This is a genomic window from Pseudomonas sp. E1MeOHC2 (assembly GCF_058745025.1).
This window is the reverse complement of record NZ_CP196675.1, coordinates 4,111,607-4,137,370: the sequence shown is the minus strand read 5'-3', so window position 1 is coordinate 4,137,370 and position 25,764 is coordinate 4,111,607. Positions and strand designations below refer to the sequence as shown.

Annotated in this window: 22 protein-coding genes; 8 read left to right on the top strand and 14 right to left on the bottom strand. The window is 62.4% G+C overall.

Annotated elements, in window-relative coordinates:
- The gene (locus ACSSU5_RS18740) at positions 1 to 3,348 is read left to right on the top strand and encodes a DEAD/DEAH box helicase (RefSeq protein ID WP_492559476.1); all 3,348 of its coding nucleotides are present in this window, start codon (positions 1 to 3) and stop codon (positions 3,346 to 3,348) included.
- 113 nt (positions 3,349 to 3,461) lie between these two features.
- Here ACSSU5_RS18740 and nagZ read toward each other — a convergent pair whose 3' ends face one another.
- The 3 genes from nagZ to ACSSU5_RS18725 are packed head-to-tail and all read right to left on the bottom strand — an operon-like array spanning position 3,462 to position 5,761.
- On the bottom strand, positions 3,462 to 4,460 hold the full coding sequence (gene nagZ, locus ACSSU5_RS18735; RefSeq protein WP_264313949.1) for a beta-N-acetylhexosaminidase: 999 nt from the start codon (positions 4,458 to 4,460) through the stop codon (positions 3,462 to 3,464).
- A gap of 22 nt (positions 4,461 to 4,482) precedes the next feature.
- Positions 4,483 to 5,007, bottom strand: a complete 525-nt coding sequence (locus ACSSU5_RS18730; RefSeq protein ID WP_264309526.1) for a L,D-transpeptidase — start codon at positions 5,005 to 5,007, stop codon at positions 4,483 to 4,485.
- A 40-nt stretch (positions 5,008 to 5,047) separates the two neighbouring features.
- Positions 5,048 to 5,761 (bottom strand): TetR/AcrR family transcriptional regulator, encoded by a 714-nt coding sequence (locus ACSSU5_RS18725; protein ID WP_264309527.1) that lies wholly within the window; start codon positions 5,759 to 5,761, stop codon positions 5,048 to 5,050.
- A 206-nt stretch (positions 5,762 to 5,967) separates the two neighbouring features.
- Between ACSSU5_RS18725 and lexA the strand changes: the two genes are divergently transcribed.
- Together lexA and sulA are read left to right on the top strand one after the other, a co-directional pair.
- Positions 5,968 to 6,576: a transcriptional repressor LexA gene (lexA, locus tag ACSSU5_RS18720; protein WP_264309528.1), complete on the top strand. Its 609-nt coding sequence runs from the start codon at positions 5,968 to 5,970 to the stop codon at positions 6,574 to 6,576.
- 13 nt (positions 6,577 to 6,589) lie between these two features.
- On the top strand, positions 6,590 to 7,066 hold the full coding sequence (gene sulA / locus ACSSU5_RS18715) for an SOS-induced cell division inhibitor SulA (RefSeq protein WP_264309529.1): 477 nt from the start codon (positions 6,590 to 6,592) through the stop codon (positions 7,064 to 7,066).
- A gap of 50 nt (positions 7,067 to 7,116) precedes the next feature.
- On the opposite strand, the gene ACSSU5_RS18710 is transcribed toward sulA, so the two are convergent.
- The 7 genes from ACSSU5_RS18710 to ACSSU5_RS18680 all read right to left on the bottom strand — a co-directional run bounded on the left by ACSSU5_RS18710 (position 7,117) and on the right by ACSSU5_RS18680 (position 15,438).
- Positions 7,117 to 7,350: a hypothetical protein gene (locus ACSSU5_RS18710; RefSeq protein WP_004376430.1), complete on the bottom strand. Its 234-nt coding sequence runs from the start codon at positions 7,348 to 7,350 to the stop codon at positions 7,117 to 7,119.
- Between the two features lie 50 nt (positions 7,351 to 7,400).
- Positions 7,401 to 7,916 (bottom strand): DUF6586 family protein, encoded by a 516-nt coding sequence (locus ACSSU5_RS18705; protein ID WP_492559475.1) that lies wholly within the window; start codon positions 7,914 to 7,916, stop codon positions 7,401 to 7,403.
- 204 nt (positions 7,917 to 8,120) lie between these two features.
- On the bottom strand, positions 8,121 to 10,730 hold the full coding sequence (topA, locus tag ACSSU5_RS18700) for a type I DNA topoisomerase (RefSeq protein WP_264309531.1): 2,610 nt from the start codon (positions 10,728 to 10,730) through the stop codon (positions 8,121 to 8,123).
- A 100-nt stretch (positions 10,731 to 10,830) separates the two neighbouring features.
- A complete protein-coding gene (locus ACSSU5_RS18695; RefSeq protein ID WP_264309532.1) occupies positions 10,831 to 11,082 on the bottom strand; it encodes a DUF1653 domain-containing protein in 252 nt (83 codons plus the stop codon).
- Positions 11,083 to 11,160: 78 nt separating this feature from the next.
- On the bottom strand, positions 11,161 to 12,336 hold the full coding sequence (gene fadA / locus ACSSU5_RS18690; RefSeq protein WP_492559474.1) for an acetyl-CoA C-acyltransferase FadA: 1,176 nt from the start codon (positions 12,334 to 12,336) through the stop codon (positions 11,161 to 11,163).
- Between the two features lie 21 nt (positions 12,337 to 12,357).
- The gene (gene fadB, locus ACSSU5_RS18685) at positions 12,358 to 14,505 is read right to left on the bottom strand and encodes a fatty acid oxidation complex subunit alpha FadB (RefSeq protein ID WP_264309534.1); all 2,148 of its coding nucleotides are present in this window, start codon (positions 14,503 to 14,505) and stop codon (positions 12,358 to 12,360) included.
- 495 nt (positions 14,506 to 15,000) lie between these two features.
- Positions 15,001 to 15,438: a hypothetical protein gene (locus ACSSU5_RS18680; protein ID WP_264309535.1), complete on the bottom strand. Its 438-nt coding sequence runs from the start codon at positions 15,436 to 15,438 to the stop codon at positions 15,001 to 15,003.
- A 110-nt stretch (positions 15,439 to 15,548) separates the two neighbouring features.
- Here ACSSU5_RS18680 and ACSSU5_RS18675 point away from each other — a divergent pair, with 110 nt between their 5' ends.
- Positions 15,549 to 15,989 (top strand): universal stress protein, encoded by a 441-nt coding sequence (locus ACSSU5_RS18675; protein WP_264309536.1) that lies wholly within the window; start codon positions 15,549 to 15,551, stop codon positions 15,987 to 15,989.
- Positions 15,990 to 16,117: 128 nt separating this feature from the next.
- Here ACSSU5_RS18675 and ACSSU5_RS18670 read toward each other — a convergent pair whose 3' ends face one another.
- Positions 16,118 to 18,046 carry an ATP-binding cassette domain-containing protein gene (locus tag ACSSU5_RS18670; RefSeq protein ID WP_264309537.1) on the bottom strand — a complete coding sequence of 643 codons (1,929 nt, stop codon included), beginning with the start codon at positions 18,044 to 18,046 and terminating at the stop codon, positions 16,118 to 16,120.
- Between the two features lie 221 nt (positions 18,047 to 18,267).
- On the opposite strand from ACSSU5_RS18670, the gene ACSSU5_RS18665 reads away from it, so the two are divergent.
- On the top strand, positions 18,268 to 20,196 hold the full coding sequence (locus tag ACSSU5_RS18665; RefSeq protein ID WP_492559473.1) for a transglycosylase SLT domain-containing protein: 1,929 nt from the start codon (positions 18,268 to 18,270) through the stop codon (positions 20,194 to 20,196).
- A 124-nt stretch (positions 20,197 to 20,320) separates the two neighbouring features.
- On the opposite strand, the gene ACSSU5_RS18660 is transcribed toward ACSSU5_RS18665, so the two are convergent.
- Complete coding sequence (locus ACSSU5_RS18660) at positions 20,321 to 21,121, bottom strand: MOSC domain-containing protein (RefSeq protein ID WP_264309539.1); 801 nt, start codon at positions 21,119 to 21,121, stop codon at positions 20,321 to 20,323.
- A gap of 55 nt (positions 21,122 to 21,176) precedes the next feature.
- Positions 21,177 to 22,112, bottom strand: coding sequence for a chemotaxis protein CheV (locus ACSSU5_RS18655; protein ID WP_264309540.1), 936 nt, complete (start codon positions 22,110 to 22,112; stop codon positions 21,177 to 21,179).
- Between the two features lie 349 nt (positions 22,113 to 22,461).
- Between ACSSU5_RS18655 and ACSSU5_RS18650 the strand changes: the two genes are divergently transcribed.
- The 3 genes from ACSSU5_RS18650 to ACSSU5_RS18640 all read left to right on the top strand — a co-directional run bounded on the left by ACSSU5_RS18650 (position 22,462) and on the right by ACSSU5_RS18640 (position 24,893).
- Positions 22,462 to 22,962 (top strand): histidine kinase, encoded by a 501-nt coding sequence (locus tag ACSSU5_RS18650; protein ID WP_492559472.1) that lies wholly within the window; start codon positions 22,462 to 22,464, stop codon positions 22,960 to 22,962.
- 385 nt (positions 22,963 to 23,347) lie between these two features.
- Positions 23,348 to 24,244, top strand: a complete 897-nt coding sequence (locus tag ACSSU5_RS18645) for a sensor histidine kinase (RefSeq protein WP_264309542.1) — start codon at positions 23,348 to 23,350, stop codon at positions 24,242 to 24,244.
- Positions 24,234 to 24,893 carry a response regulator gene (locus tag ACSSU5_RS18640; RefSeq protein ID WP_264309543.1) on the top strand — a complete coding sequence of 220 codons (660 nt, stop codon included), beginning with the start codon at positions 24,234 to 24,236 and terminating at the stop codon, positions 24,891 to 24,893. The genes ACSSU5_RS18645 and ACSSU5_RS18640 overlap by 11 nt, the downstream gene beginning before the upstream one ends.
- Here the strand turns inward: ACSSU5_RS18640 and yegS are convergent.
- Positions 24,877 to 25,764, bottom strand: a complete 888-nt coding sequence (gene yegS / locus ACSSU5_RS18635) for a lipid kinase YegS (RefSeq protein ID WP_492559471.1) — start codon at positions 25,762 to 25,764, stop codon at positions 24,877 to 24,879. The two genes, ACSSU5_RS18640 and yegS, sit on opposite strands and share 17 nt — an antisense overlap.

Here is a 25,764-nt window from a genome sequence, read left to right as displayed (position 1 = left end):
GTGAGCGAGAGCGATGCGCAGTTTTTTGTCCGGGAACATAACGGATGGACGTTCACGTTTGATCGCAAAACCCTGCAACGCGGCCTCGACTATGCCGAGGAAGGCAGGAGCGAAATCGTATCGATTCTGGACCTGACCATCCGCGCTCAATGCCTGGGCTCTGGAGGCCGCGCCTACTACCAACGCATCACGCTGGACATGACCGAGGACGGCCTTCAATGCGAGGGGACGTGCTCGTGCCCGGTGGGTGGCAATTGCAAACACTGTGCGGCAGCGCTCTATGTACTGCAACGCGGCCCGGACTATGCCGAGGGCACGCCTGACGAGCCCCTTGCCGCCCCCCAATCAGCGCAGCACTCACTTGAACTGCCCCCCGAACTTGCGCACTGGGTCGAGGCACTGGAAGTACCGGCGCCCCCCGCCACGGAACCTGCCAAGCGTAAGGGGCCTGCACTCTACTACGTGGTGAGCAACCACCATGGCCGCTGCATGCTCAGCGTGTTCAAAGGTTCCCGGCAGGCCGATGACACCCTGAAGCTGGGCCGCCCCAACTCGATGCCCGAGCTCATCTACTACACGCCCAAGTACGTGACCGATGAGGACTTGCGCGCCCTGCGGCTGATCGACGCCCTCAGCAAGGATTACAGCCTGCCCATTGCACGCCTGGAAGGCAAAAAGGGCGCCGAGCTCTACGAATATGCGCTCGCCACTGGCCGCTTGCTGTACGACCAACAAGAGACACCCTTGGCCGAAGGCCCCGACCTGCAGGCTGAGTTTCGCTGGATGCGGCTGGACAACGGCAGCTATCGCGGCGCCTGGCACCATGATGACAGCGCCCACACACTGGCACTGCCGCTCGACCCGCTCTACTACGTGGACACCCAAACCAGGCAGACAGGCAAGCTTTTGCATGACCTTGACCCGTTCATTGCCAGCCAACTGGCCAGCGCACCAACGGTCCCCGAACACCTGATCATCCCCTTGAGCCATCGCTTGAACGCATTGAATCGTCAGGTCCCGACCCCTACCACCGTGCGTAGCGAACAGATCGACAACATCGAGCCTCGCCCTCACCTGACCCTGGGCAGCTTAGAGTTCAGCGCCTACACGCCCAAGACCGGCCGCATGCAACGCCAGATGCAGCACCGCGCTGCGCTCTCGTTCGACTACGATGGCCTGCGTGCCAGCGGCAACGACGACAAACCACTGACCCGCCTGGTGGACGCCACCAGCCAGCGCATTCGTCGCCAGCCCAAGACCGAGCAGGCGTTGCGTAAGACGCTACGCGACCTGGGCTTCAAGGCCGCCACCCGGCAAAGCAAGGCCCTGCCCGACAGCGCCGGCGAAATGCACCAGCTGCCCGATGACGAGGCCTGGCTGCACTTCGCCCGCAACGGCCTGGCGCGCCTGCGTGAAGCCGGCTGGGTAATCGACATCCACCGCGATTTTGCCTTCAACCTGCAAGAGGTGGACGACTGGTACGCCAGCATCGACGAAGCCCCTGGGCATGAATGGTTCGACCTGGAACTGGGCATCGTGGTCGATGGCCAGCGCCACAGCCTGCTGCCGATCGTGCTGCAGCTGCTGCGCAGCAGCCCGGAACTGCTGCGCCCCAACGAACTGGCCCGGCGCAGCGACGACGAACACTTGCTGATCGACCTTAACCGTGGCCGCCTCGACAGCCCCGCACTGCGCGTTGCCCTGCCCTACGGCCGGATCAAGGCGGTGATGGGCACCCTTGGTGAACTCTACCTGCATGAAGACGCCGCGGGCCCGGCGCTGCGCCTGGACCGGGCCGATGCCGCGCGCCTGAACGAACTCGATCATTTACCCCTGCACTGGGAAGGCGGCGCGCATGTGCGCGACCTGGGCAAACGCCTGCGCGATGCGCGCGACCTGCAGGTCGAACCGCCCGAGCAACTGAATGCCACCCTGCGCCCTTATCAGCAACAAGGCCTGAACTGGATGCAGGCCCTGCGCGAAATGGGCACCGGCGGTATCCTCGGCGACGACATGGGCCTGGGCAAGACCCTGCAGACCCTGGCCCATCTGTTGCTCGAAAAACAGTCCGGGCGCCTGACCACCCCTGCCCTGGCCGTGATGCCGACCAGCCTGGTACCGAACTGGCTCGACGAGGCTGAACGCTTTGCCCCCGACCTGCGCGTCCTGGCACTGCATGGCCCAGGGCGCAGCAAGCATTTCGCCACGCTGCACGATTACGACCTGGTGCTCACCACCTACGCCCTCGCCCCCCGCGACCTCGAACACTTGCGTACGCAGCACTGGCACGTACTGGTGCTCGATGAGGCGCAGAACATCAAAAGCAGCACCAGCAAGGCCGCCCTCGCCGTCTGCGAGCTGCAGGCCGAGCAACGCCTGTGCCTGACCGGCACGCCCATGGAAAACAACCTCGGCGAGCTGTGGTCGATCTTCCACTTCCTGATGCCCGGCTGGCTGGGCGACCTTAAGCGGTTCAACCAGGATTACCGCACCCCCATCGAACGTCATGGCGACGCTGAGCGCCTGGCCCACCTGGCCAACCGCATCCGCCCGTTCCTGCTGCGCCGCACCAAGGAACAGGTGGCCACCGAACTGCCCGCCAAGACCGAGATGGTCCACTGGGTCGAGCTCAGCGATGCCCAGCGCGATACCTACGAGGCCGTGCGCGTGGCCATGGACAAGAAGGTGCGCGACGAGATCGCCCGCAACGGCGCCTCCCGCAGCCAGATCGTCATCCTCGACGCCCTGCTCAAGTTGCGCCAGGTGTGCTGCGACCTGCGCCTGGTGAAGGGCGTGGAAACCAAAGGCAACCAGGCCGACAAAGGCAAGCTCGGCGCTTTGCTGGAAATGCTCGAAGAATTGCTCAGCGAAGGCCGCCGGGTACTGTTGTTCTCCCAGTTCACCTCGATGCTGGCACTGATCGAGCAAGAGCTGCAGAAGCGCAACGTCCGTTACAGCCTGCTGACCGGCGACACCCGTGACCGTCGCACACCGGTGCAGGAATTCCAGCGCGGGGACAGCGAGGTGTTCCTGATCAGCCTCAAGGCGGGCGGTACCGGGCTGAACCTGACTGCCGCGGACACGGTGATCCACTTCGACCCCTGGTGGAACCCGGCCAGCGAGAACCAGGCCACCGACCGCGCCTACCGCATAGGCCAGGACAAGCCGGTGTTCGTGTTCAAACTGATTACCCGCGGCACGGTGGAAGAGAAGATCCAGCAGTTGCAGCAGGAGAAGGCCGCGCTGGCGGCAAGCCTGCTCGATGGCGGGCAGGCGGGGCAGTGGCGGTTGGGGGATGATGAGATCGAGGCACTGTTTGCCCCCTTGCCCGGGAAGCGCGGCCGCTAGCAGTCAGTGCCGGCCTCTTCGCGGGGCAAGCCCGCTCCCACAAAAAATGTACAGCCCTCAAGAGCAGTGCAGTCCTGTGGGAGCGGGCTTGCCCCGCGAAGAGGCCAGATCAGTCAATCGACCAGCTGAGCCTCGCGCAACGCCCCCAGCGCCTCCAGCCAACGCGGCTGCTGACGATAATCGGTACGCGCAAAGCCCTGCCCTCGCATCCGCGCAATGCGCGGTGAAGGCTTGACCTTCAGCCGCTGCGCCGCACTCAGCGCCAGTTCCGCCGCCGCCCGGTCATTGCACACCAGGCCCATGTCGCAACCAGCACTCAAGGCCGCCTCGATCCGGTTGGCCGCATCCCCGACCACGTGCGCACCGGCCATGGACAGGTCGTCACTGAAGATCACCCCGTCAAAGCCCAGCTCACCCCGCAGGATGTCCTGCAGCCAACGCCGCGAGAAACCGGCCGGCTGGTTGTCGACCTGCGGATAGATCACATGGGCCGGCATGACGGCTGCCAACTGCCCGCTGAGCCGGGTGAACGGCACCAGGTCCGCCTGACGCAACTGCTCAAGGCTGCGCTCGTCTGTGGGGATGGCCACGTGCGAGTCGGCCTCAGCCCAACCATGCCCCGGGAAGTGCTTGCCGCAGGCCGCCATACCCGCAGCGTTCATGCCACGGATGAAGGCCGCCGCAAGCTGGGTGGCACGCTGCGGGTCACCTTCAAAGGCGCGGCTGCCGACCACCGCGCTACGCTGGTGATCCAGGTCGAGCACCGGCGCAAAGCTCAGGTCCAGGCCTACCGCCAACACCTCGGTGGCCATCAACCAACCACAGTGCTCCGCCAGAGACTCGGCGTTGTCATTGTCGGCCAGCGCACGCATGGCCGGCAGGCGCACGAACCCTTGGCGCAGCCGCTGAACCCGGCCACCTTCCTGATCGACCGCCAGGATCAAGTCAGGGCGAATCGCACGAATGGATGCACACAGTTCGCGCACCTGGCGCGGGCTGTCGATATTGCGGGCAAAGATGATCAGGCCGGCTACTTCTGGTTGGCGCAGCAGGTGACGGTCTTCGGCGGTCAGCCATTTACCGGCGATGTCCACCATCAGGGAGCCTTGCAGGCTGACGGTCATGGGAAATCCTTCATAGAAGACTTAAAGAAGCCCACTGGGGGCAAGCGGCCTGTTCGATACGCACCCGGCAATGGGCCGGCACCCGGTCGAACAGGTCAAGTAGATCGGTACTGTGCAGGCGTATGCAGCCATGGGACAGCGGCACGCCCAAAGGTTCGCTCAGAGGGGTGCCATGCAGGTAGATATAGCGACGGAACGTGTCAACGGCGCCCAAGCGGTTGACGCCCGGCTCGCAGCCGCTGAGCCAAAGGATACGGGTGAGGATCCAGTCACGCCCAGGGAACTGCGCATGCAGCTCGGGCGACCACACCTCACCGGTCCAGCGCCGCCCACGCAACACAGCGTTCAGCGGCAGGCCCGCGCCAATTTTCGCCCGTACCTGATGCAGACCTCGCGGGGTGCAGCCCGAGCCGTTGCGTTCGCCAGCCCCGTTGCGCGCCGTGGAGACAGCCAGGCGCAGGCACAACCGGCCCTGGGAGAACCCATAGAGGCATTGGTCGGCAAGGGAGATGTGCAAAAGATCGAGATCGGGCATGGGCGCTAGCTTAGCCGAAGCGCCCTGCCCCGCCCAGCCTTCAGGCCTTGGCGGTGGTTGCGCTGCTGCTGGCCTTGCTGCGTGGGCGCAGCTGGGCCGCCGCCATCGCTTCGTCGGTGACCCCGCTGTCGGCGCGCATGCCTGCAGCCAGGAACGGCACCATCAGGCGCATGACCTGCTCAATCGAGGTATTGATGCCGAAATCGGTCTCGGCGATAGCGCGCAAGGCCTTGATCCCGGACATGCTGAACGCCGCGGCGCCGAGCATGAAATGCACGCGCCAGAACAGCTCCAGTGGCGGAACCCGTGGCGCAGCCTCGTTGACCAGCAGCATGTAGCGGCGGAACACCTTGCCGTACATGTCTTCCAGGTAACGACGCAGGTGCCCCTGGCTCTGGCTGAAGGCCAGCCCCAAGAGGCGCATGAAGATGGACAGGTCGTTGTTACTGCGCGGCTGCACGGCCAGCGCCTGCTCGACGAGCATTTCGAGCAGTTCTTCGAGGCTAGGCTTTTGCTCCGGGCGCGCCTGACGGCGCTCCAGCTCACGCTCCAGGCTGGCACAGAACGGCCCGAGGAAACGCGAGAATACCGCCTGGATAAGGGCCTTTTTGGAACCGAAGTGGTAGTTGACCGCTGCCAGGTTCACCCCGGCCTTGCTGGTAATCAGCCGCAACGACGTTTCTGCGAACCCTCTTTCTGCGAACAACTGCTCGGCAGCATCGAGAATGCGTTCAACGGTTTCGGATTGGGCCATGATTATTCCGCCAGACAAACAGGTGTTTGAAACATACGTTTCAAGCCTGCTTCTGTCAAGGCTCGGTGACTGGGCGGTCGCCATTTAAAAACGCCCACGAGCAAGCTGCAAGCGCCATTCTGGTTGTTTCTTCGTGCAGGGTGCTTGCAGCCCATCCAGTACTGTATATAATTCCAGTCACTGTATAAAAAGACAGAGCGCTCACCATGTTGAAACTGACGCCACGCCAAGCTGAAATTCTCGCGTTCATCAAACGTTGCCTTGAAGACAACGGCTTTCCACCGACACGCGCTGAAATCGCTCAGGAGCTGGGCTTCAAATCGCCCAACGCCGCCGAAGAGCACCTGAAGGCCCTTGCTCGCAAAGGCGCCATCGAGATGACCCCTGGCGCATCCCGCGGCATCCGTATCCCGGGGTTCGAGGCCAAGGCCGAAGAAAGCGGCCTGCCGATCATCGGCCGGGTCGCGGCCGGTGCGCCAATTCTCGCCGAGCAGCACATCGAGCAATCCTGCAACATCAACCCTGCCTTCTTCCACCCTCGCGCCGATTATTTGCTACGCGTGCACGGCATGAGCATGAAGGATGTCGGCATCTTCGACGGTGACCTGCTGGCGGTGCACACCTGCCGCGAGGCCCGTAATGGCCAGATCGTCGTCGCCCGCATCGGTGACGAAGTGACCGTCAAGCGCTTCAAGCGCGAAGGTACCAAGGTCTGGCTGGTTGCCGAAAACCCCGAATTCGCCCCCATCGAAATCAACCTGAAAGAACAGGAGTTGGTGATCGAGGGCTTGAGCGTCGGCGTCATTCGCCGCTGATCCAGGAGGCGCCATGCAGCAGTTCATTCACGCACCCGAGCAAGCCCAGTTGCCATTGTTCGAAGCATTCCTTGCCCAGCCCATTCTGCCGGGCCTGAAAGCCAGCGAGCAGGAACGCAAGAGCAGCCAGCCCGAGCTGTTCAGCGAGCTGTCGCTACGCGGCGCTGCCGGGCAGTGCCAGAGCCTGTTGGCGCCGGTCCTGCGCGAACTGAGCGAAGAGGACGATGCCCGCTGGTTGACCCTGATCGCCCCACCCACGAGCCTGACCCAGGCCTGGCTGCGCGATGCCGGCCTCAACCGCGAGCGCATCCTGCTGCTGCACCCTCGTGGCAACCAAAGCCCACTGCAACTGACCTGCGAAGCGCTGCGCCTGGGCCGCAGCCACACCGTGGTCAGCTGGCTTGGCAGCGTCAATGCCAGCGCGCGTCAACTGCTGCTGCGCTCTGCCAGTGCCGGAAACGCACAAAGCCTGAACATCCGCCTCGGCTGATGTTCAGGCTTTGCCTGTCATTCAGAAACCGCTGATGCCATGCACCGGGGTCAATGCAGAACGCGAGGGCCTTCGTCGCGTTCGAGCTCGCCATCCATCAGCCGGCCCGCCATCTGCACACCGACACTGAGCATGGCCTTGGCCACTTCCACATGCTGACCCTGCAGGAACGCCTTGGCGTCTTCCGAGAAATCCAGGGTTACCAGAGAGCCCTCATCCTCCGCACGACGCAGTTCGATCCGGCCATCAGGCAACTCGACAATTTCCAGAAAAGACGTAGACATAAAAGGCTGTTCTCCACGAAAGGCCAGCATTGTATCAGCCGCGGCGGCTATCAGCACTCACTCAACGCGTCACGGAAACGTCTCACCAAGCTTTTAAGGTTGCTCCGCCAGCTTTCCAGCGTTTCTCGCGACAGTGCTGGCTGCTCGGGTTCATCGAGATTGACGGCCTGGATCAGCGGCTGAGTGACATCGGTTTTAGGCGTTTTCTTCGCGACCGGTGGTCGGAACAAATCGGCATAAGCACTGAGCAGTTGCGCCAGCCAGGTTTCGCGTTGACGCGCCAATTCCAACAGTTCGGCCACCTCGGGGATGGCGATGCCATTCAGCGCATCGTCGGCAAGCAGTTGCTCGACACTTGGCCCTGCCGGCAGGCGATAGAAGCCACCGATCTCATGGCACAGGCCCAGAAGCGCGCCGTACAGGTGGAACAGTGCCGATTCGCGCTCAGCCTGGACCAGGCCCTGGGCGTTCATGGCCTGACCCTGTTCGGCTTTGGCCATGGACTCGAGCGCGAGGCCGGCGAAGAACAATTTCTGGTTGGTGCGGGTGTAGAGTTCCTGGGCCATCTCGAGTGACCTCCCTGAAGGCTGGTAAGCGATTAGGATCAGTTTCAGGGATGGTCTGGCTGGCCGCAAGCTGAATGTCGCTTAAACAACTGGGGCCGCTTCGCACCCCTTCGCGGGCAAGCCCGCTCCCACAGGAGCTGTGCTGAGCCTGTGGGAGCGGGCTTGCCCGCGAAGGGGCGCGAAGCGGCCCCAGTTCAGCGCCTATCAGCGCTTGTCTTCAACCTTCCACGCGTTACCGTCGTAGAACGCCTTCCACCCCGTCGGCTTGCCATCGACCTCGGACTGCACATACTGCTCCTTGGTCTTGCGGCTGTAGCGAATCACCGTCGGGCGGCCTTCCGGGTCCTTCTGCGGTGCATCGCAGAGGAAGTGGTACTTCGGATCGATCTCATGCTTGTGCGGGACGATTTCCATCACCAGCGGTGCACGTGTCTCGCGGTTTTTCGGGAACTGGCTGGCCGCCAGGAACAACCCCGAAGCACCATCGCGCAGCACGTAGGTGTCATCGACTTTCTCGCACTTGAGTTCCGGCATGTCCACCTTGTCCATCTTCGGTGGCGCCGCCTCACCGCTCTTGAGCAGCTTGCGGGTGTTCTTGCACGCAGGGTTGGTGCAACCGAAGAACTTGCCAAAGCGGCCGGTCTTCAGTTGCATCTCGCTGCCACACTTGTCGCACTCCAGGCTCGGCCCTTCGTAGCCCTTGATGCGGTAGCTGCCTTCTTCGATCTCGTAGCCAACGCAATCCGGGTTGTTACCACAGATGTGCAGCTTGTGCTTCTCGTCCAGCAGGTAAGCGTCCATTGCCGTGGCGCAAATCGGGCAACGGTGCTTGCCCAGCAACACACGGGACTCCGACTCACCCTCGTCATCCGCCGCGATCTCGTCACCTGGCACCAGGTTGACGGTTGCCTTGCAACGCTCCTTGGGTGGCAGGCTGTAGCCCGAGCAACCCAGGAACACGCCGGTCGAGGCGGTACGAATCATCATCGGGCGACCACATTCCTTGCACGAAATGTTGGTCATGGTCGGCTGGTTGGCACGCATGCCGTTTTCCGCCGACTCGGCCGTCTGCAGCTTCTTGCTGAAGTCGCCGTAGAACTCGTCGAGCACGTTCTTCCAGTCACGCTCGCCCTGGGCCACGTCGTCGAGGTTCTCTTCCATGCCGGCCGTGAAGCCGTAGTCCATCAGGTTGGAGAAGCTCTCGGACAAGCGCTCAGTGACGATGTCGCCCATCTTCTCGGAGTAGAAGCGGCGGTTGTGCAGGGTCACATAGCCACGGTCCTGGATGGTCGAGATGATGGCGGCATAGGTCGACGGGCGGCCGATGCCGCGCTTTTCCATTTCCTTGACCAGGCTGGCCTCGGTGAAGCGCGCCGGCGGCTTGGTGAAGTGCTGGCTCGGGTCGATCTGGATCAGCTTGAGCGCCTCACCCTGGACCATTTCCGGCAGCACATCGTCTTCGCCAGGCTTGCTCTGTTGCGGCAACACGCGGGTGTAACCGTCGAACTTGAGGATACGGCCCTTGGCACGCAGCTCGAAGTCGCCAGCGGCCACCGTGACGCTGGTGGACAGGTACTGCGCCGGCGGCATCTGGCAGGCCAGGAACTGGCGCCAGATCAGCTCGTACAGGCGCTCTGCATCGCGCTCCATGCCACTGAGCTTGGTCGGATGGGTGTTGACGTCGGAAGGACGAATCGCTTCGTGCGCCTCCTGGGCGCCTTCCTTGCTGCCATACACCAGCGGGTTTTCCGGCAGGTACTCTTTGCCGAACTCACGCTCGATGTAGCTGCGTGCCATGTCCAGGGCGTCTGCCGAGAGGTTGGTCGAGTCGGTACGCATGTAGGTGATGTAGCCCGCTTCGTACAGACGCTGGGCCATCATCATGGTTTTCTTCACCCCGAAGCCCAGGCGATTGCTCGCCGCCTGTTGCAAGGTGGAGGTAATGAATGGCGCCGATGGCTTGCTGCTGGTCGGGCGGTCTTCACGCTTGACCACGCTGTAGCTGGAAGCCTTCAGCTTCTCCAGCGCGGCCATGGCCTGTGCTTCGTTGAGCGGCTTGAAGGCCTCGCCCTTCTCGCGCGCCACTTCGAAACGCACCTTGGCGTTCTTGGCGGTGCCCAGGTCGGCGTGGATCTCCCAGTACTCTTCGGGGATGAAGGCACGGATCTCGCGCTCGCGCTCGACCACCAGCTTCACCGCGACCGACTGTACCCGGCCTGCGGACAGGCCACGGGCGATCTTGGCCCACAACAGCGGCGAAACCATGTAGCCCACCACGCGATCGAGGAAGCGCCGCGCCTGCTGGGCATTGACGCGGTCGATATCCAGCTCGCCCGGTTGCGAGAAGGCCTCTTGAATGGCCTTCTTGGTAATTTCGTTGAACACCACGCGCTTGTAGCGGGTGTCGTCACCCCCGATGGCTTCGCGCAGGTGCCATGCGATGGCCTCCCCTTCGCGGTCCAAGTCGGTTGCGAGATAGATGGTGTCAGCATCCTTGGCCAGGCGGCGCAGCTCTTCTATCACCTTTTCCTTGCCAGGCAGGATCTCGTACTTGGCCTTCCAGCCGTGGTCCGGGTCGACACCCATGCGTGCCACCAGTTGGCGGCGTGCCTTTTCTTTCGGCGAAAGGGCCGGCGCCTCACCCGCTGCCTTACCACGCTTGGCGGCCGGCTCTTTGCTCGCGCTGGCCGAACCGCTGGTGGGGAGGTCTCGGATATGGCCGATACTCGACTTCACCACGTACTGGTTGCCCAGGTACTTGTTGATGGTCTTGGCCTTGGCCGGGGATTCCACAATGACCAGCGATTTGCCCATGGATCGGAGTATTCCTGAATCTGAAGATAAAAAACGCGTCAGGTGCCAGACGCGGCACCGCTATATATAGTGGCAAAAGAGTGAGGTCAAGCGCGGTCGATCACTCGTGCGACTTGCCAAGCAACCCTGGCAGCCCTTCTTCGGCCTTGACCAAAGCAAAGCGTGGCACCTGCTCGCCGTCAACCTCGACGGACTCCAGGAACATCGAAAGGGGTCGTACCCAAAACCCATATTCACCATACAGGCATTGGTAGAAGACCATCCACTCTTCGGTCTCGGAGTGCTGTGCAACACTGAAGACACGGTACTCAGGCCCCTTGTAGTGCCGGTATACGCCTGGCTGTATCTGCATGTCGCTCACCCTCTTGAATAAAACTTGTAAAAAACAAAAACCGGGGCACAAGGCCCCGGCTGCTGTCCCGCAACGCGATCAGACGCGCTCGAACACAGTGGTGATGCCCTGGCCGAGGCCCACGCACATGGTCGCCACCCCCAGAGTACCGCCATTTTGCTTCATGACGTTGAGCAGGGTGCCGGAAATCCGTGCCCCAGAGCAACCGAACGGGTGGCCCAAAGCAATGGCGCCGCCGTGCAGGTTAACCTTCTCATCCATCTTGTCGAGCACTTTCAAATCTTTGAGCACTGGCAAGGCCTGTGCAGCGAAGGCTTCGTTAAGCTCGAAGAAGTCGATATCGGTAATGGCCAAGCCGGCACGCTTGAGGGCTTTTTGGGTCGCCGGCACCGGTCCGTAGCCCATGATCGCCGGGTCGACACCGGCCACGGCCATGGAGCGAATCACCGCCAATGGCTGGATGCCCAGGTCCATGGCGCGCTGGCCAGACATGACGATCATGCACGAAGCACCGTCGGTGATCTGCGACGAAGTACCCGCGGTGACGGTGCCACCTTTGGGGTTGAACGCAGGTTTCAGCGACGCCAGCCCTTCGAGGGTGGTTTCCGGGCGAATGGTCTCGTCAAAATCGAAGACCTTCAGGAAGCCGTTCTCGTCATAGCCCTGCATCGGGATGATCTCGTCCTTGAACTTGCCTTCGACCGTCGCCTTGTGCGCAAGCTGGTGCGAACGCACGCCGAACAAATCCTGCTGTTCGCGGGTGATGCTGTGCATTTTGCCGAGCATCTCTGCAGTCAGGCCCATCATCCCGGATGCCTTGGCAGCATGCAAGGACAGGTGCGGGTTAGGGTCGACGCCGTGCATCATGCTGACGTGGCCCATGTGCTCGACACCACCGACCACGAACACATCGCCGTTGCCGGTCATGATCGCCTGGGCGGCGGTGTGCAGCGCACTCATCGACGAGCCGCACAGACGGCTGACGGTCTGCGCCGCCGAGGTGTGCGGGATCGGCGTCATCAGCGATGCCATACGGGCAACGTTCCAGCCCTGCTCCAGGGTCTGGTTGACGCAGCCCCAGATCACGTCTTCGACTTCTTTGGGGTCAACCTTGCCGTTGCGCTCCAGCAGCTGGGTGATCAGGTGCGCGGACATGTCTTCGGCGCGGGTGTTGCGGTGCATGCCACCCTTGGAGCGGCCCATTGGCGTGCGACCGAAGTCGACAATCACCACGTCTCTTGGATTAAGGCTCATATCAAATCTCTCGCTCTACGCTCAGTTGAAGAAGCGCTGGCCGTTCTTGGCCATTTCGCGCAGCTTCGCGGTCGGGTGGTACAGCGGCCCCAGGTCGGCATACTGATCGGCCAGGGCGACGAATTCGGCGACACCGATCGCGTCGATGTAGCGCAGCGCACCCCCGCGGAAGGGAGGGAAACCAATGCCGTAGACCAGGCCCATATCGGCTTCGGCGGCGGTTTCGACGATGCCGTCTTCCAGGCAGCGCACGGTCTCCAGGCACAGTGGGACCATCATCCAGTTGATGATGTCTTCGTCAGTGACTTCACGCTGCTCGAACACGATCGGCTTGAGCACATCGAGTACGGCGGCATCGAACACTTTCTTCGGCTTGCCGCGCTTGTCGGTCTCGTAGGCATAGAAGCCCTTGCCGTTCTTCTGGCCCAGGCGGTTGGCCTCGTACAGGGCGTCTACCGCCGAGCGGCGCTCGTCTTTCATGCGGTCAGGGAAGCCTTCGGCCATGACGTCACGACCATGGTGACCGGTGTCGATGCCGACTACGTCCATCAGGTACGCAGGGCCCATGGGCCAGCCGAATTTCTCCATGACCTTGTCGATACGCACGAAGTCGACGCCAGCGCTGACCAGCTTGGCGAAGCCGCCGAAGTACGGGAACAGCACGCGGTTGACCAAAAAGCCCGGGCAGTCGTTGACCACGATCGGGTTCTTGCCCATCTTCTTGGCGTAGGCCACGGTGGTGGCAACTGCCACATCACTGGACTTCTCGCCACGAATGACTTCGACCAGCGGCATCATGTGCACCGGGTTGAAGAAGTGCATGCCGACGAAATTCTCGGGGCGCTTGAGCGCCTTGGCCAGCAGGTTGATGGAGATGGTCGAGGTGTTGGACGCAAGGATGGCATCCTCTTTCACCTGGCCTTCGACTTCTGCCAGTACAGCTTGCTTGACCTTCGGGTTCTCGACCACGGCCTCGACGACGATATCGACGTTGGCGAAATCACCGTAGGACAGGGTCGGACGGATGGCGTTGAGCGCTTCAGCCATCTTCGCCGGGGTCAGGCGGCCCTTCTCGACGCGATTGCCGAGCAGCTTGGAGGCCTCGTTCAGGCCCAGCTGGATGGCGTCCTCGCGGATATCCTTCATCAGGATCGGCGTGCCCTTGACCGCCGACTGGTAGGCGATGCCGCCACCCATGATGCCGGCGCCGAGCACGGCAGCCTGCTTCACGTCGTGGGCGATTTCGTCATGGGCCTTGGCCTTGCGCTTGAGCTCCTGATCGTTCAGGAACAGGCCGATCAGGCTCTCGGCAACCGAGGTCTTGGCCAGCTTGGCAAAGCCTGCCGCCTCAATTTCCAGGGCCTTGTCACGGCCGAAGTTGGCGGCTTTCTGAATGGTCTTGATGGCTTCGACCGGGGCTGGGTAGTTCGGGCCAGCCTGGCCGGCGACGAAGCCTTTGGCTGTCTCGAACGCCATCATCTGCTCGATGGCGTTGAGCTTGAGCTTTTCCAGTTTCGGCTGGCGCTTGGCCTTGTAATCCAGCTCGCCGCTGATGGCGCGCTTGATCAGGTCCAGGGCCCCGGCCTTGAGCAGGTCAGGGGCGACCACAGCGTCCACGGCACCTACCTTCAGGGCCTCTTCGGCACGGTTTTCCTTGCCGGCGGCAATCCACTCGACCGCGTTGTCCGAACCGATCAGACGCGGCAGGCGCACGGTGCCGCCGAAGCCTGGGTAGATACCCAGTTTGACTTCAGGCAGGCCAATCTTGGCGCTGCTGGACATGACCCGATAGTCGGCCGCCAGGCACATTTCCAGGCCACCGCCCAGGGCGATGCCATTGATGGCGGCAACGGTCGGCACGTCGAGGTCTTCGAAGGCACTGAAGATGCGGTTGGCTTCCAGGTTGCCGGCTACCAGCTCGGCCTCGGGCAGCTTGAAGTTGTCGACGAATTCGGTGATGTCGGCGCCGACAATGAACACGTCCTTGCCACTGCTGACGATCACGCCCTTGACCGAAGCGTCGGCCTTGATGGCATCGACCGCTTCGCGAAGCTCGTTCAGGGTCAGGCGGTTGAATTTGTTGACGGACTCACCCTTGAGGTCGAACTTGAGTTCGACGATGCCACTTTCAAGAGCCTTAACCGTGATGGCTTTACCTTCGTAAATCATCAACTGATCTCCACGATATGGAAGCTAACTGTACACGCCGGTCGCTGCTGCATAGGCAGGCCATGCCGCCCTGCCCCAGGCACACCCGTCAGCGCGCTAGTCGGGACTATGAACGAGCCGTGTGACATACAAACGCTCAATTCATACGCCCGTTTGATTTGGGTGTGCACACATTCTCCGAAAAGATCAGCGTTGTCAAATGCTCACGCACAGGTCGAAAACACGACTTTCCGGTCATTTTGTAGTGTCTGGGTACAAAGCATGACGTCAGTGATCACTGGTCATTCATGTCAGCGATTGACCATGAGACGAGGGCGTCGTCCTGCACGGGAAACTTTTTCGAGCACATCGTCGGCGGCCGACTACACTGCCAATGGCTTCAAGCATTCCCGGCCTGCCTGGCCTTTTTCTGCGCAGCAGAACGCAAAGCGGCGACTTGGCACCCCACCCCTTCAGGGGCTCTGCCAAGCCGCCGCTTTGTCGTTAAACGATGTGTCAGGCGAGGGTGTCGAGGACGTGCGCAATATCCTGCAATACAGATTTATCGCCCCGCTCGGTCCAGTACAAGGCAATCATGCGGGGGTCGGCTTCAACCTTGTAAACGCTTGCCGGCAAGCGCGCAAAGGCCTCGGCAAGACGCGGCTCTTCACACGGCTCACGCCACTGGTTCAACCACACGCCTGGCGTGATCTGCCAGTAGCAGAAGCTGTCCTCGCGCCCTCGGCTGCGCCCCCGATGGTACTGCGGGCAAGGGCTTGGCGGCTCCCTTTCAAGCCAATGCGGCCACTGCTGGGGCGCCAGCTGCATGGCCAGGCCCATGCGCCGCGCTTCCAGGCGCAGGCTCATCTGCTCACTCTGCTTGCGCGAGGTGCGCAACCAGGAAAGCGGGCTGAGAATCAGCGCAAGGATTGACACCACCAGCAATACCGTCATATCAGTAGACCCCATAAAGCGTTGCAAATGAGCTGGTTAGCCATTTTTCACGGAAGACCCGCCCGAAAGCGACCATACTTCTTCTATCGCGATTGTCAGGAGTACCACTCATGTCCTACGAACATATTCTGGTCGCCGTCGACCTGACCGAGGAATGCGACCCGGTGATCAAGCGCGCCATGACATTGGCAGCGCCCTCCAACGCCAAGGTCTCGCTGGTGCACATCGTCGAACCGATGGCCATGGCGTTTGGTGGTGACGTGCCCATGGACCTGTCGCAACTGCAACAGCAGCAGTTCGACCAGGCCAAGGAGCGCATGGACCGCCTGTTCAACAAATACCCGGACATCAAACGTGGTGATTCTCACCTGACCTACGGCCAGCCACGCCAGGAAATCCACCAACTGGCCAAGGACCAGAAGTGCGACCTGATCGTGGTCGGCAGCCATGGCCGACATGGCCTGGCGTTGCTGCTGGGCTCCACAGCCAACGATGTGCTGCATGGCGCGCCATGCGATGTGCTGGCGGTGCGGCTATTGAAGAAAGAATGATTTAACCCTTACCGGCCTCTTCGCGGGGCAAGCCCGCTCCCACAGGATTACCACTGCTCTTGCGAACTGTGGCGATCCTGTGGGAGCGGGCTTGCCCCGCGAAGAGGCCGGCTCAGGTCAACCGCTGATCAGCCTTCGAGCTCAGCCCAGCGCTCTACCAGCACATCCAGCTCGCCCTGCAGCTTCTCGATCTGCGCCAGCACCGCCGACGTCTCGCCGATCGGCCGCTGATAGAAGCCCGCCGCATTCACTTCTTCCTGCGCCTCGGCCATACGCTGTTCGACCGCGTCGATCTGCCCAGGCAACATCTCCAGCTCACGCTGCAGCTTGTAGCTGAGTTTCTTCTTCGAGGCATCGGCTACGGCTGCCACCGGCGCCGCTTCAGCCTGCACGTCCTGCTTCTCGACCACCGCACTGTTGAGCTCGGACTTGCCGCCCTTGCTTTCGGTCACGCCCAGCAGCTTGGGCGAGCCGCCCTGACGGATCCAGTCCTCATAGCCACCGACATACTCGCGCACCTTGCCCTCGCCTTCGAACACCAGGGTGCTGGTGACGACGTTGTCGAGGAAGGCCCGGTCGTGGCTGACCATCAGCACGGTACCCTTGTAGTTGGACAGCACCTCTTCCAGCAATTCGAGGGTTTCCACGTCCAAGTCGTTGGTCGGTTCGTCCAGCACCAGCAGGTTGGCCGGCTTGCTGAACAGCTTGGCCAGCAGCAAACGCGCACGCTCACCACCCGACAGCGCCTTGACCGGCGTGCGGGCACGCTGAGGGCTGAACAGGAAGTCGCCCAGGTAGCTCAGCACATGGCGGTTCTGGCCATCGATCTCGATGAAGTCACGGCCTTCAGCCAGGTTGTCGATGACGGTCTTTTCCAGATCGAGCTGATGACGCATCTGGTCGAAGTAAGCCACTTCCAGCTTGGTGCCACGCTCGACCTTGCCCGAGATGGGCTCCAGGTCGCCGAGCATCATCTTCAGCAACGTGGTCTTGCCGGTACCGTTGGCACCCAGCAGGCCGATACGGTCCTGGCGCTGCAGAACCATGGAGAAGTCCTTGACCAGCATCGGGCCGTCGGCATGGGCGAAGCTGATGTTCTCCAGCACCATGACCTGCTTGCCGGACTTGTCCGCCGACTCGATCTGGATGTTCGCCTTGCCCTGACGCTCACGGCGCTCGCCGCGTTCGACGCGCAAGGCCTTGAGGGCTCGCACACGCCCTTCGTTACGGGTACGCCGGGCCTTGATGCCCTGACGGATCCACACTTCTTCCTGGGCCAGGCGCTTGTCGAACAGCGCGTTAGCGGTTTCTTCGGCGGCCAGCGCGGCTTCCTTGTGCACCAGGAAGCTGGCGTAGTCGCCGTTCCAGTCGATCAGCCCACCACGGTCCAGTTCGAGGATGCGGGTGGCCAGGTTTTGCAGGAAGGAGCGGTCGTGGGTGATGAACAGCACCGCGCCATTGAAGCCGCGCAGGGCCTCTTCAAGCCAGGCGATCGCACCGATGTCCAGGTGGTTGGTCGGCTCGTCGAGCAGCAGCAGATCGGGCTCCGACACCAACGCCTGGGCCAGCAGCACGCGACGGCGCCAACCACCAGACAGCTCGGCCAGGGTCTTGTCGGCAGGCAGTTGCAGGCGGCTCAGGGTGCTTTCCACCACCTGCTGCAGGCGCCAGCCGTCGCGGGCTTCGAGCTCGTGCTGAACGTGCATGAGTTTTTCCAGGTCTTCGTCGCCCTGGATGTTCTGGCTCAGGTGGTGGAACTCGGCCAGCAACGCGCCAACGCCATCAAGGCCCTCGGCCACCACATCGAACACGCTGCGCTCGTCGGCCAGCGGCAACTCCTGTGGCAGCTCGCCGATCTTCAGGCCGGGTGCGCGCCAGATCTCGCCGTCGTCGCCTTTCTGCTCGCCCTTGACCAGGCGCAGCATGCTCGACTTGCCGGTGCCGTTGCGGCCGATGATGCACACCCGCTCGCCACGAGCGATCTGCCAGGACACTTTGTCCAGCAGCGGCATGGCGCCGAATGCGAGGGACACATCGCTGAATTTGAGCAGGGTCATGTTGGTCTCCATAAATCGGGCGCGCATTCTACCTGACTTGGGCCCCCACGGCATTAAGTTGACCACCCTGCGTGGGCTTTACGACATCTGGTCGAACTTAATGTCTTGATACAAGCACTGCGCTTTCATCTGCCGTCGGCAAACGGCTAAGCTAAGGCCATAGCTTCCAACAGTGCTGGCTTCGCCGTCACTTCCCCATGGTTCAACTGCCCGGACGTATCATGCGCAGCCGCCTGTTACAGATTGCATCCTGCCTGCTGCTTACCGCCGCCACCGCCAGCGCGGCGCAGGCCCTCGACCTCACACAACAGCGCCAGTACTACGACGAGGCCAAGCGCGCCCTGGCCAAGGGCGACAAAGGCCCTTACCTGCGCTATGCCCAGCAGCTGCGCGACTACCCACTGACGCCCTACCTCACCTACGACGAGCTCACCGCACGCCTGAAAAGCGCCAGCAACGAGGAAATCGAAGGGTTCCTGGCCAAACACGGCGACCTGCCCCAAGCCAACTGGATGAAACTGCGCTGGTTGCGCTGGCTGGCCGAGCGCGGCGAATGGAACACCTTCGTCAAGTACTACGACCCTAAGCTCAACTTCACCGAGTTGGACTGCCTCAACGGCCAGTACCAGCTCAGCCACGGCCTGCGCGCCGAAGGCTATGCCACGGCCGATAAACTGTGGAACGTCGGCAAGTCGCAACCTGCAGCCTGCGACACGCTGTTCGGCATGTGGGCCGCCGAGGGTCAACTGACCGAGGCCAAGCGCTGGGACCGCACCAAGCTGGCGGCGCAGGCGCGCAACTACGGTTTGGCCAACAACCTGGTCAAGACGCTGAACACCCTCGGCCCGCAGGGCCGCCTGCTGATCGACGTGGCGCAGAAGCCCGAGCTGCTCAACCAGCCATCGCGCTTCACCCCGGTCAACGAAGCCATGTCCGACGTGGTCAGCCTTGGCCTGCGCCGTCTGGCCCGGCAGGACCCGGAGCGGGCCATGGCGCTGCTCGATGACTACGCCCGCCGCATGCACTTCTCCCGCGATGAAAAGGTCGCCATCGCCCGCGAGATCGGCCTGACCCTGGCTCGCCGCTACGACCCGCGCGCGCTCGACCTGATGACCCGCTACGATCCCGAGCTGCGTGACAACACCGTCAGCGAATGGCGCATGCGCCTGTTGCTGCGCCTGGGCCGCTGGGAAGATGCCTACGAGCTGACCAAGCGTCTGCCCCAGGACCTGGCCAGCAGCAACCGCTGGAAGTACTGGCAGGCGCGCAGCCTTGAGCTGGCCCAGCCGAACAACCCGCAAATTCCGCTGCTCTACAACACCGTGGCACGCGAGCGCGATTTCTATGGCTTCCTTGCAGCCGACCGGGCACAGACCCCTTACCAGTTGAACAACAAGCCCCTGGTAATGAGCCAGCAGTTGGTCAACAAGGTACGCAATACCCCTGGTATCCGCCGCGCCCTGGAGTTCCATGCCCGCGGGCAGATCGTCGAAGGGCGCCGCGAGTGGTACCACGTCAGCCGCCATTTCACCCGCGACGAGATGGTCGCCCAGGCACGCCTGGCCTACGAACTGCGCTGGTACTTCCCGGCCATCCGGACCATCAGCCAGGCCCAGTACTGGGATGACCTGGACATCCGCTTCCCGATGGCCCACCGCGACACCCTGGTGCGCGAGGCCAAGGTGCGTGGCCTGCATTCAAGCTGGGTGTTCGCCATTACCCGCCAGGAAAGCGCCTTCATGGAAGATGCGCGGTCCAGCGTGGGCGCCAGCGGCTTGATGCAGCTGATGCCGGCTACTGCCAAGGAAACGGCGCGCAAGTTCAGTATTCCGCTGGCATCGCCTGCGCAGGTGTTCAACCCGGACAAGAACATCCAGTTGGGTGCAGCGTATCTGAGCCAGGTGCACAGCCAGTTCAATGGCAACCGGGTGCTCGCTTCGGCGGCCTACAACGCAGGCCCTGGGCGGGTACGTCAGTGGCTCAAAGGCGCCAAGCACCTGAGCTTCGATGTGTGGGTTGAGTCGATCCCGTTCGACGAGACACGCCAGTACGTGCAGAACGTGCTGTCGTATTCGGTGATCTACGGGCAGAAGCTCAACTCGCCGCAGCCGCTGGTGGATTGGCACGAGCGGTACTTTGACGATATGTGAACCGCCCTTAATTCAAGAACACATGACGTATTGATTCAGCAGTCCACCGTGTGGGAGGGGCTTGCCCCGGGCAAGCCCGCTCCCACACGATTGCTATCTCGCTGTGATGTTGTTCTCTGCGCCCCTACAACACCTCGACCTGCATCCCCACCTCAAGCACGCCACTGCCATCCACCGCCAGGTTCTGCCCGAACAACACATCCCCCTCCTTCTCGCGGAAGGTCTTGAGTGTGGTCATGGGCTCGCGGTCCGGGCTGCGTTCGCCGGTCAGTGGGTCAATCGTGGTGAAAATGCACCGCACGCTGGGCTTGAGCACGCGAAACTCCAAGGTACCGATACGAATCCGCTTCCAGCCGTCCTCGGCGAACGGCGCTGCGCCCTGCACCACCAGGTTGGGCCTGAACCGCAGCATCTCCATGGGCCGACCAACGCGCCGATTAAGCTCGTCCAGCGAACCCTGGCCGATCAACAGCAGCGGAAAACCATCCGGAAAAGCCGCACGGTCACTGTTGAAGCCATAACCATTGGGCAAATAACGCGCCCGCTGTTCCGGGCAATACACCAGCCGCACATCCTTGCCGAGCAGCGCCGACAGCCAGGCCGCCGCCACGTCGCCGGCATCGGGCACCCGCAGGGTATCGCGCCAGATCGTCACGCCTCGCAAGTCATCGTCGGCAAGAGGTACAGGCACCTGCAGTGGCAGCTGCCCAGGCGCCTCCAGCAGCAACTGCCCGGCATCGTCGTAGCTCGCCCTGAGCTGGCCGAGCTGTGGCCAGGCACGTTGGGTGAGGAAGCGGCCATTCTCCGCTTCCACCACCATCCAGCGGCGGTCACCCAGCAACCCCAGCTGGCCGACCGGCGAAACCTGCAGACTTTGCGCCTGCCCCGACTTCACCGGGTACCGATACAACTCACTCAGAAACATCCCTGCCGCCTCGCGTCATTCGAAACGCCAAGCTTATACCCGGCAAGGTCAGGTATCACCCACTCGTGGTATCGAGCAGCAGGCGCTGCTTGACCACCTCGACCAGACGGTCTGGCTGGAACTTGGACAGGAAATTGTCGCAGCCAACCTTCTTGACCATCGATTCGTTGAAGCTGCCCGACAACGAGGTGTGCAGCACCACGTAAAGCTGACGCAGGCGGGCATCACTGCGGATTTCGGTGGTCAACCGATAGCCGTCCATCTCTGGCATTTCGGCGTCGGTGAACACCATCAGCAGCTTCTCGCACACATCCTCACCGGCATCGGCCCAGCTCTTGAGCAGGCGCAACGCTTTCAGGCCATCACTGGCCACGTGCAGTTTCATGCCCAATTGCGACAGGGTGTCCCGCAACTGCGCCAAGGCTACGCTGGAGTCGTCCACCAGCAGTACTTCACGCCCTCTGGCACGGGCCAGCACCGGGTCGGCGAGCCTTTCACCGGAGACCTTGGCGTTGTAGGGCACGATCTCGGCCAGGACCTTCTCCACATCAATCACTTCGACCAGCTTCTCATCAACCTTGGTGATGGCGGTGAGGTAATGCTGGCGCCCGGCACTGGTAGGCGGAGGCATGATCGCTTCCCAGTTCATGTTGACGATGCGGTCGACGCCACCCACCAGGAAGGCCTGCACCGAACGGTTGTACTCGGTCACGATGATGGTGCTGTCCGGCCCTGGTTGCAGTGGACGCATGCCGATCGCCTGGGACAGGTCGATCACCGGCAAGGTCTGCCCACGCAGGTTGACCACCCCGCAGACAAACGCATGGCGCTGCGGCATCAGCGTCAGCTTGGGCAGCTGCAGCACTTCCTGCACCTTGAAGACGTTGATCGCGAACAGCTGCCGACCTGCCAGGCGAAACATCAGAATTTCCAGGCGGTTCTCACCCACCAATTGCGTGCGTTGGTCTACCGTGTCGAGAATGCCAGCCATTGGAAGCCCCCAGGCTTGAGTCGAAAAGTTGAATTCTTCACCCTGTATCGGCGGATTCACGCGCACCTTGACCCTTGCTGGAAAATGCCGCCACGGCAATTGATATCACTTTACCATCATGCTTTACTGCGGACGCCTCCTCGGGGCTGCTGCCGGTTTGCACCTTGTTGCACCCTAGTCACCTATCAGGGAAACCCTTAGAGGCAATCGGGTGCAACCTGATGTTCGCGATATCCATTAGCCATTAATGTGACACCATTCTCATTGCATGAATGGAGTTCAGGCTTTTGTTCGCTATCGTATCGCCGTGTCCACCCCTTGCTCCCGCCCTACGCGCCGGAGCGTACTGATGGACAGTGCCTTATCGTTCGAAGGTGCCGTGCAGGCGTTTCTGCTGGATGCGCAAGCCTTGCTGACCCAGTCCCAGGAATGCCTGCAGCACCTGGAGCTGATCGACAACGACGCAGACGCCTGCAATTGCCTGAACACCTCCCTCGACACCCTGGCCCGACGCGCCAGCCGCCTGGACTTGCTTGAGCTTGCCCACTACGTCACCGTTTTGCAGCAGCTGCTCGCACCCGCCTGCCAGCAGCAACGCCTGCTGCGTGAAGCCCTGCCAGCGACGGACGCCTGCCTGACCCTGCTGGCCTGGCAGCTGGAGCTGACAGACCCCCGCACCGGTCAACTGAACCTTGATACCTGCGAGCAGGTGTCGCTGCTCACCGAACTGGCCAGCGCCTTGGAACAACCCTTACCGCAAACCTGTGCATCGTGCGAAGAGCATGGCAGCCACTGCACTCACCCACACTTGCCCGCTGCCTCCAATACGCGCCCCCGTGTTTCGCACTAACACACCCTAAGAGCAACTAAGGGCCTTGTTCACGCCCACCCGGGTCGAACTTGGAAGTTTCTGCAAATGTTGCCAGCGATACAGACAGCAGTAACCCGCTAGTTACTCTGGAAGTGAATGCCAGCCCAATAATGGATGGCATTTTGCTATTTAGCGCAATTGAACGGACGTGCCGAAATACCCCGTAAACCATGAGGTTTCAAAGCGTTGCCCAGCAGCGACCAATGCCGCGCGAAGTGTTACCATGCCCGCCGGCGAATACCTGCAGTCGGTAAAAAGGCTGATTGAGGACGTGCCCGGCAAAACATCGAAAGTACTGCGCCAAAGCCTCTGGTAAGACTTGTGCAAGGCCTCCATCAGCAATACTTCAGTGGCTTCTCTATCTATGTTCCCACGCTTGAAGACTTCTCTGCGCTGCTGCTCCCGCACTGCCCTGCTGCGCTGGACGACGATAGTGTTGTGCGTGGCCTCCGTGGTCGCCAACCTGCTGCTGTACATGGCCGGCCAACCAATGCCGGCCAGCCTGTTGCTGCTGCAATCGGCGGCGATGCTCGGCGTAGGCCTGCATGTGAGCCTGGGGGCCGGGTCAATCCGCCTGCACCCGGCAGAACTGGCCAAGCGCATGCTCAAGGTTCAGGAAAGCGAGCGCCAGCACCTCGGCCGCGAGCTGCATGACGACATCGGGCAACTGCTCACGGCCGCCAAGCTTCAACTGCAATGGCTGCAACGGCGAGTGCCCAACGAACTTCACAGCCACTGCGACACCCTGCGCGCCACGCTCGACGACGCGCTGAGCAATGTGCGCGATGTTTCTGCCCTGCTCAACCCGCGGCAACTGGCCAGCCTTGGGCTTGAAGCCAGCCTGCGCGCGCACCTGCTGCGCACGCTGGAAAACACCGACGTGCACTGGAGCCTGGCCTGCAATCAGCGGCTCTGGGGCATTGACGAAGCCGTAGCGATGGCCGTGTTTCGCATCACCCAGGAGGCCGTGACCAACATGCTGCGCCATGCCCAGGCGCGCAACCTGTCGGTACGCCTGCAGCGCAGCCCCGCCGGGCTTGCCTTGACGATCCAGGACGATGGCCGCGGTTTTCTCCCCGCAAGAGACCCGGCCGAGTCGGGCCAACGCGGCCTGGCCGGCATGCAGGAACGGGTAACCGCCTTGCAAGGCCGCCTGGACATCACCAGCCAGCTTGGCCTCGGCACGCAGATCGAAGCCCTGTTCCCGTGGCCGCCGCGCACCCAGGAACGCGCCAGGACCTTTACAGCCCATGACTTGTAGACTGCTGCTGGTGGACGACCACTCACTGATCCGTGCCGGGGTGCGGGCGCTGGTCTGCGACATCCCTGGCTACTGCGTGGTCGGGGAGGCCGACGACGGTTGCCTGCTGCTCGAGCACGTCCGTAACCTGGCGCCTGACATCGTCCTGCTGGACATTTCCATGCGTTCGACCAGCGGCCTCGATGCCTTGACCCAATTGCGCGCCAGCGGCAGCACCTGCAAGGTGCTGATCCTGTCGATGCACACCGACCCAGACCTGATCATGCGGGCGCTGGAAAGCGGCGCCCACGGTTACCTGCTCAAGGACACCAGCGCCACCGAACTGGAACAGGCCCTGTGCGCCTTGCGCAACGGCGAGCGCTATCTCAGCCCGGCCATCGCCCACACGGTCATCAACCAGGCATTGCTCAATACGCAGCATCGCACGCAAGCGAGCGGCGAGCGTCATAACCTGACCGCACGCCAACTGGAAATCCTGCGCCTGATCGTGCGGGGCAAATCGACCCGGGAGATCGCCTGCGGCCTGGGGCTTTCGATCAAGACCGTGGAAACCCACCGCTCGCAGATCATGAAACGCCTGCAGATTCACGATGTGGCAGGCCTGGTGCTGTACGCAGTGCGCGAAAAGATCATCAGCCTGGACGACTGAGCAACGGCGACCCGCTCGGCAAGTGCAGGCGCAGGGCTGCGGGCCTGGCCTCGAAGCGCAGGCTGTCGGCCTGCAGTGGTTCGCCATCGAGGTTGATGTCCAGGCCCTGCGAACTCTTGATTTCAACCCAGGGCAGCCTGGCCCGGACGAACAGCCCGTCACCGGCCAACAGATCACGCAATGCCCCCACCACCTCCTGCGGCGCCGGCAGTATGGCGATGTCGAGCAGGCCATCGTCCGCCAGCGCATCCGGGCACAGTAGCTGGCCCCCGCCGGCCTGCCGGCCATTGCCGATACCCAAGGCCAGCAAATCACCTTGCCAGTGAAAATCCGGCCCTTGCAGCTCTACGGATGCTGCCTGCAACTCACTGAAACGCGACAGCCCGGTGAACAGATAGGCGGCAGCCCCCAGCACCTTTTTCAGGTCCTCGGAGGTGTTGGCCGTAACCTGGCTGCCGAAGCCGCCGGTGGCCATGTTGAGGAACAGCTGATCACCAACCTGGCCCATGTCGATGGGCTGCGGCGGCGTGTTCAGCAGTGCCAATGCCGCGTCTGGCTCCAATGGCACGCCCGCGGCCTTGGCGAAATCGTTGGCGGTGCCCAGGGGCATCAGCGCGAGGCTGGCCTTGGCCGCCGCCAGGCCCATGGCTTCGGCGACATCGCGCAATGTGCCATCGCCGCCGCCCGCGACAATATGGGTGTAGCCGGCCGCCAGCGCCTCGCTGACCAGGCGTTGGGCGTCCCCGGCCTCCCAGGTTACCCGCACATCCAGCACCCAGCCGGTCTCGCGCAGCGCCAGCACGGCAGTGCGCAGCGCTTCGTTCATCGCCTGCTTGCCGTGCAGGATCAACATTGCCTTGCGCCCTTGCAT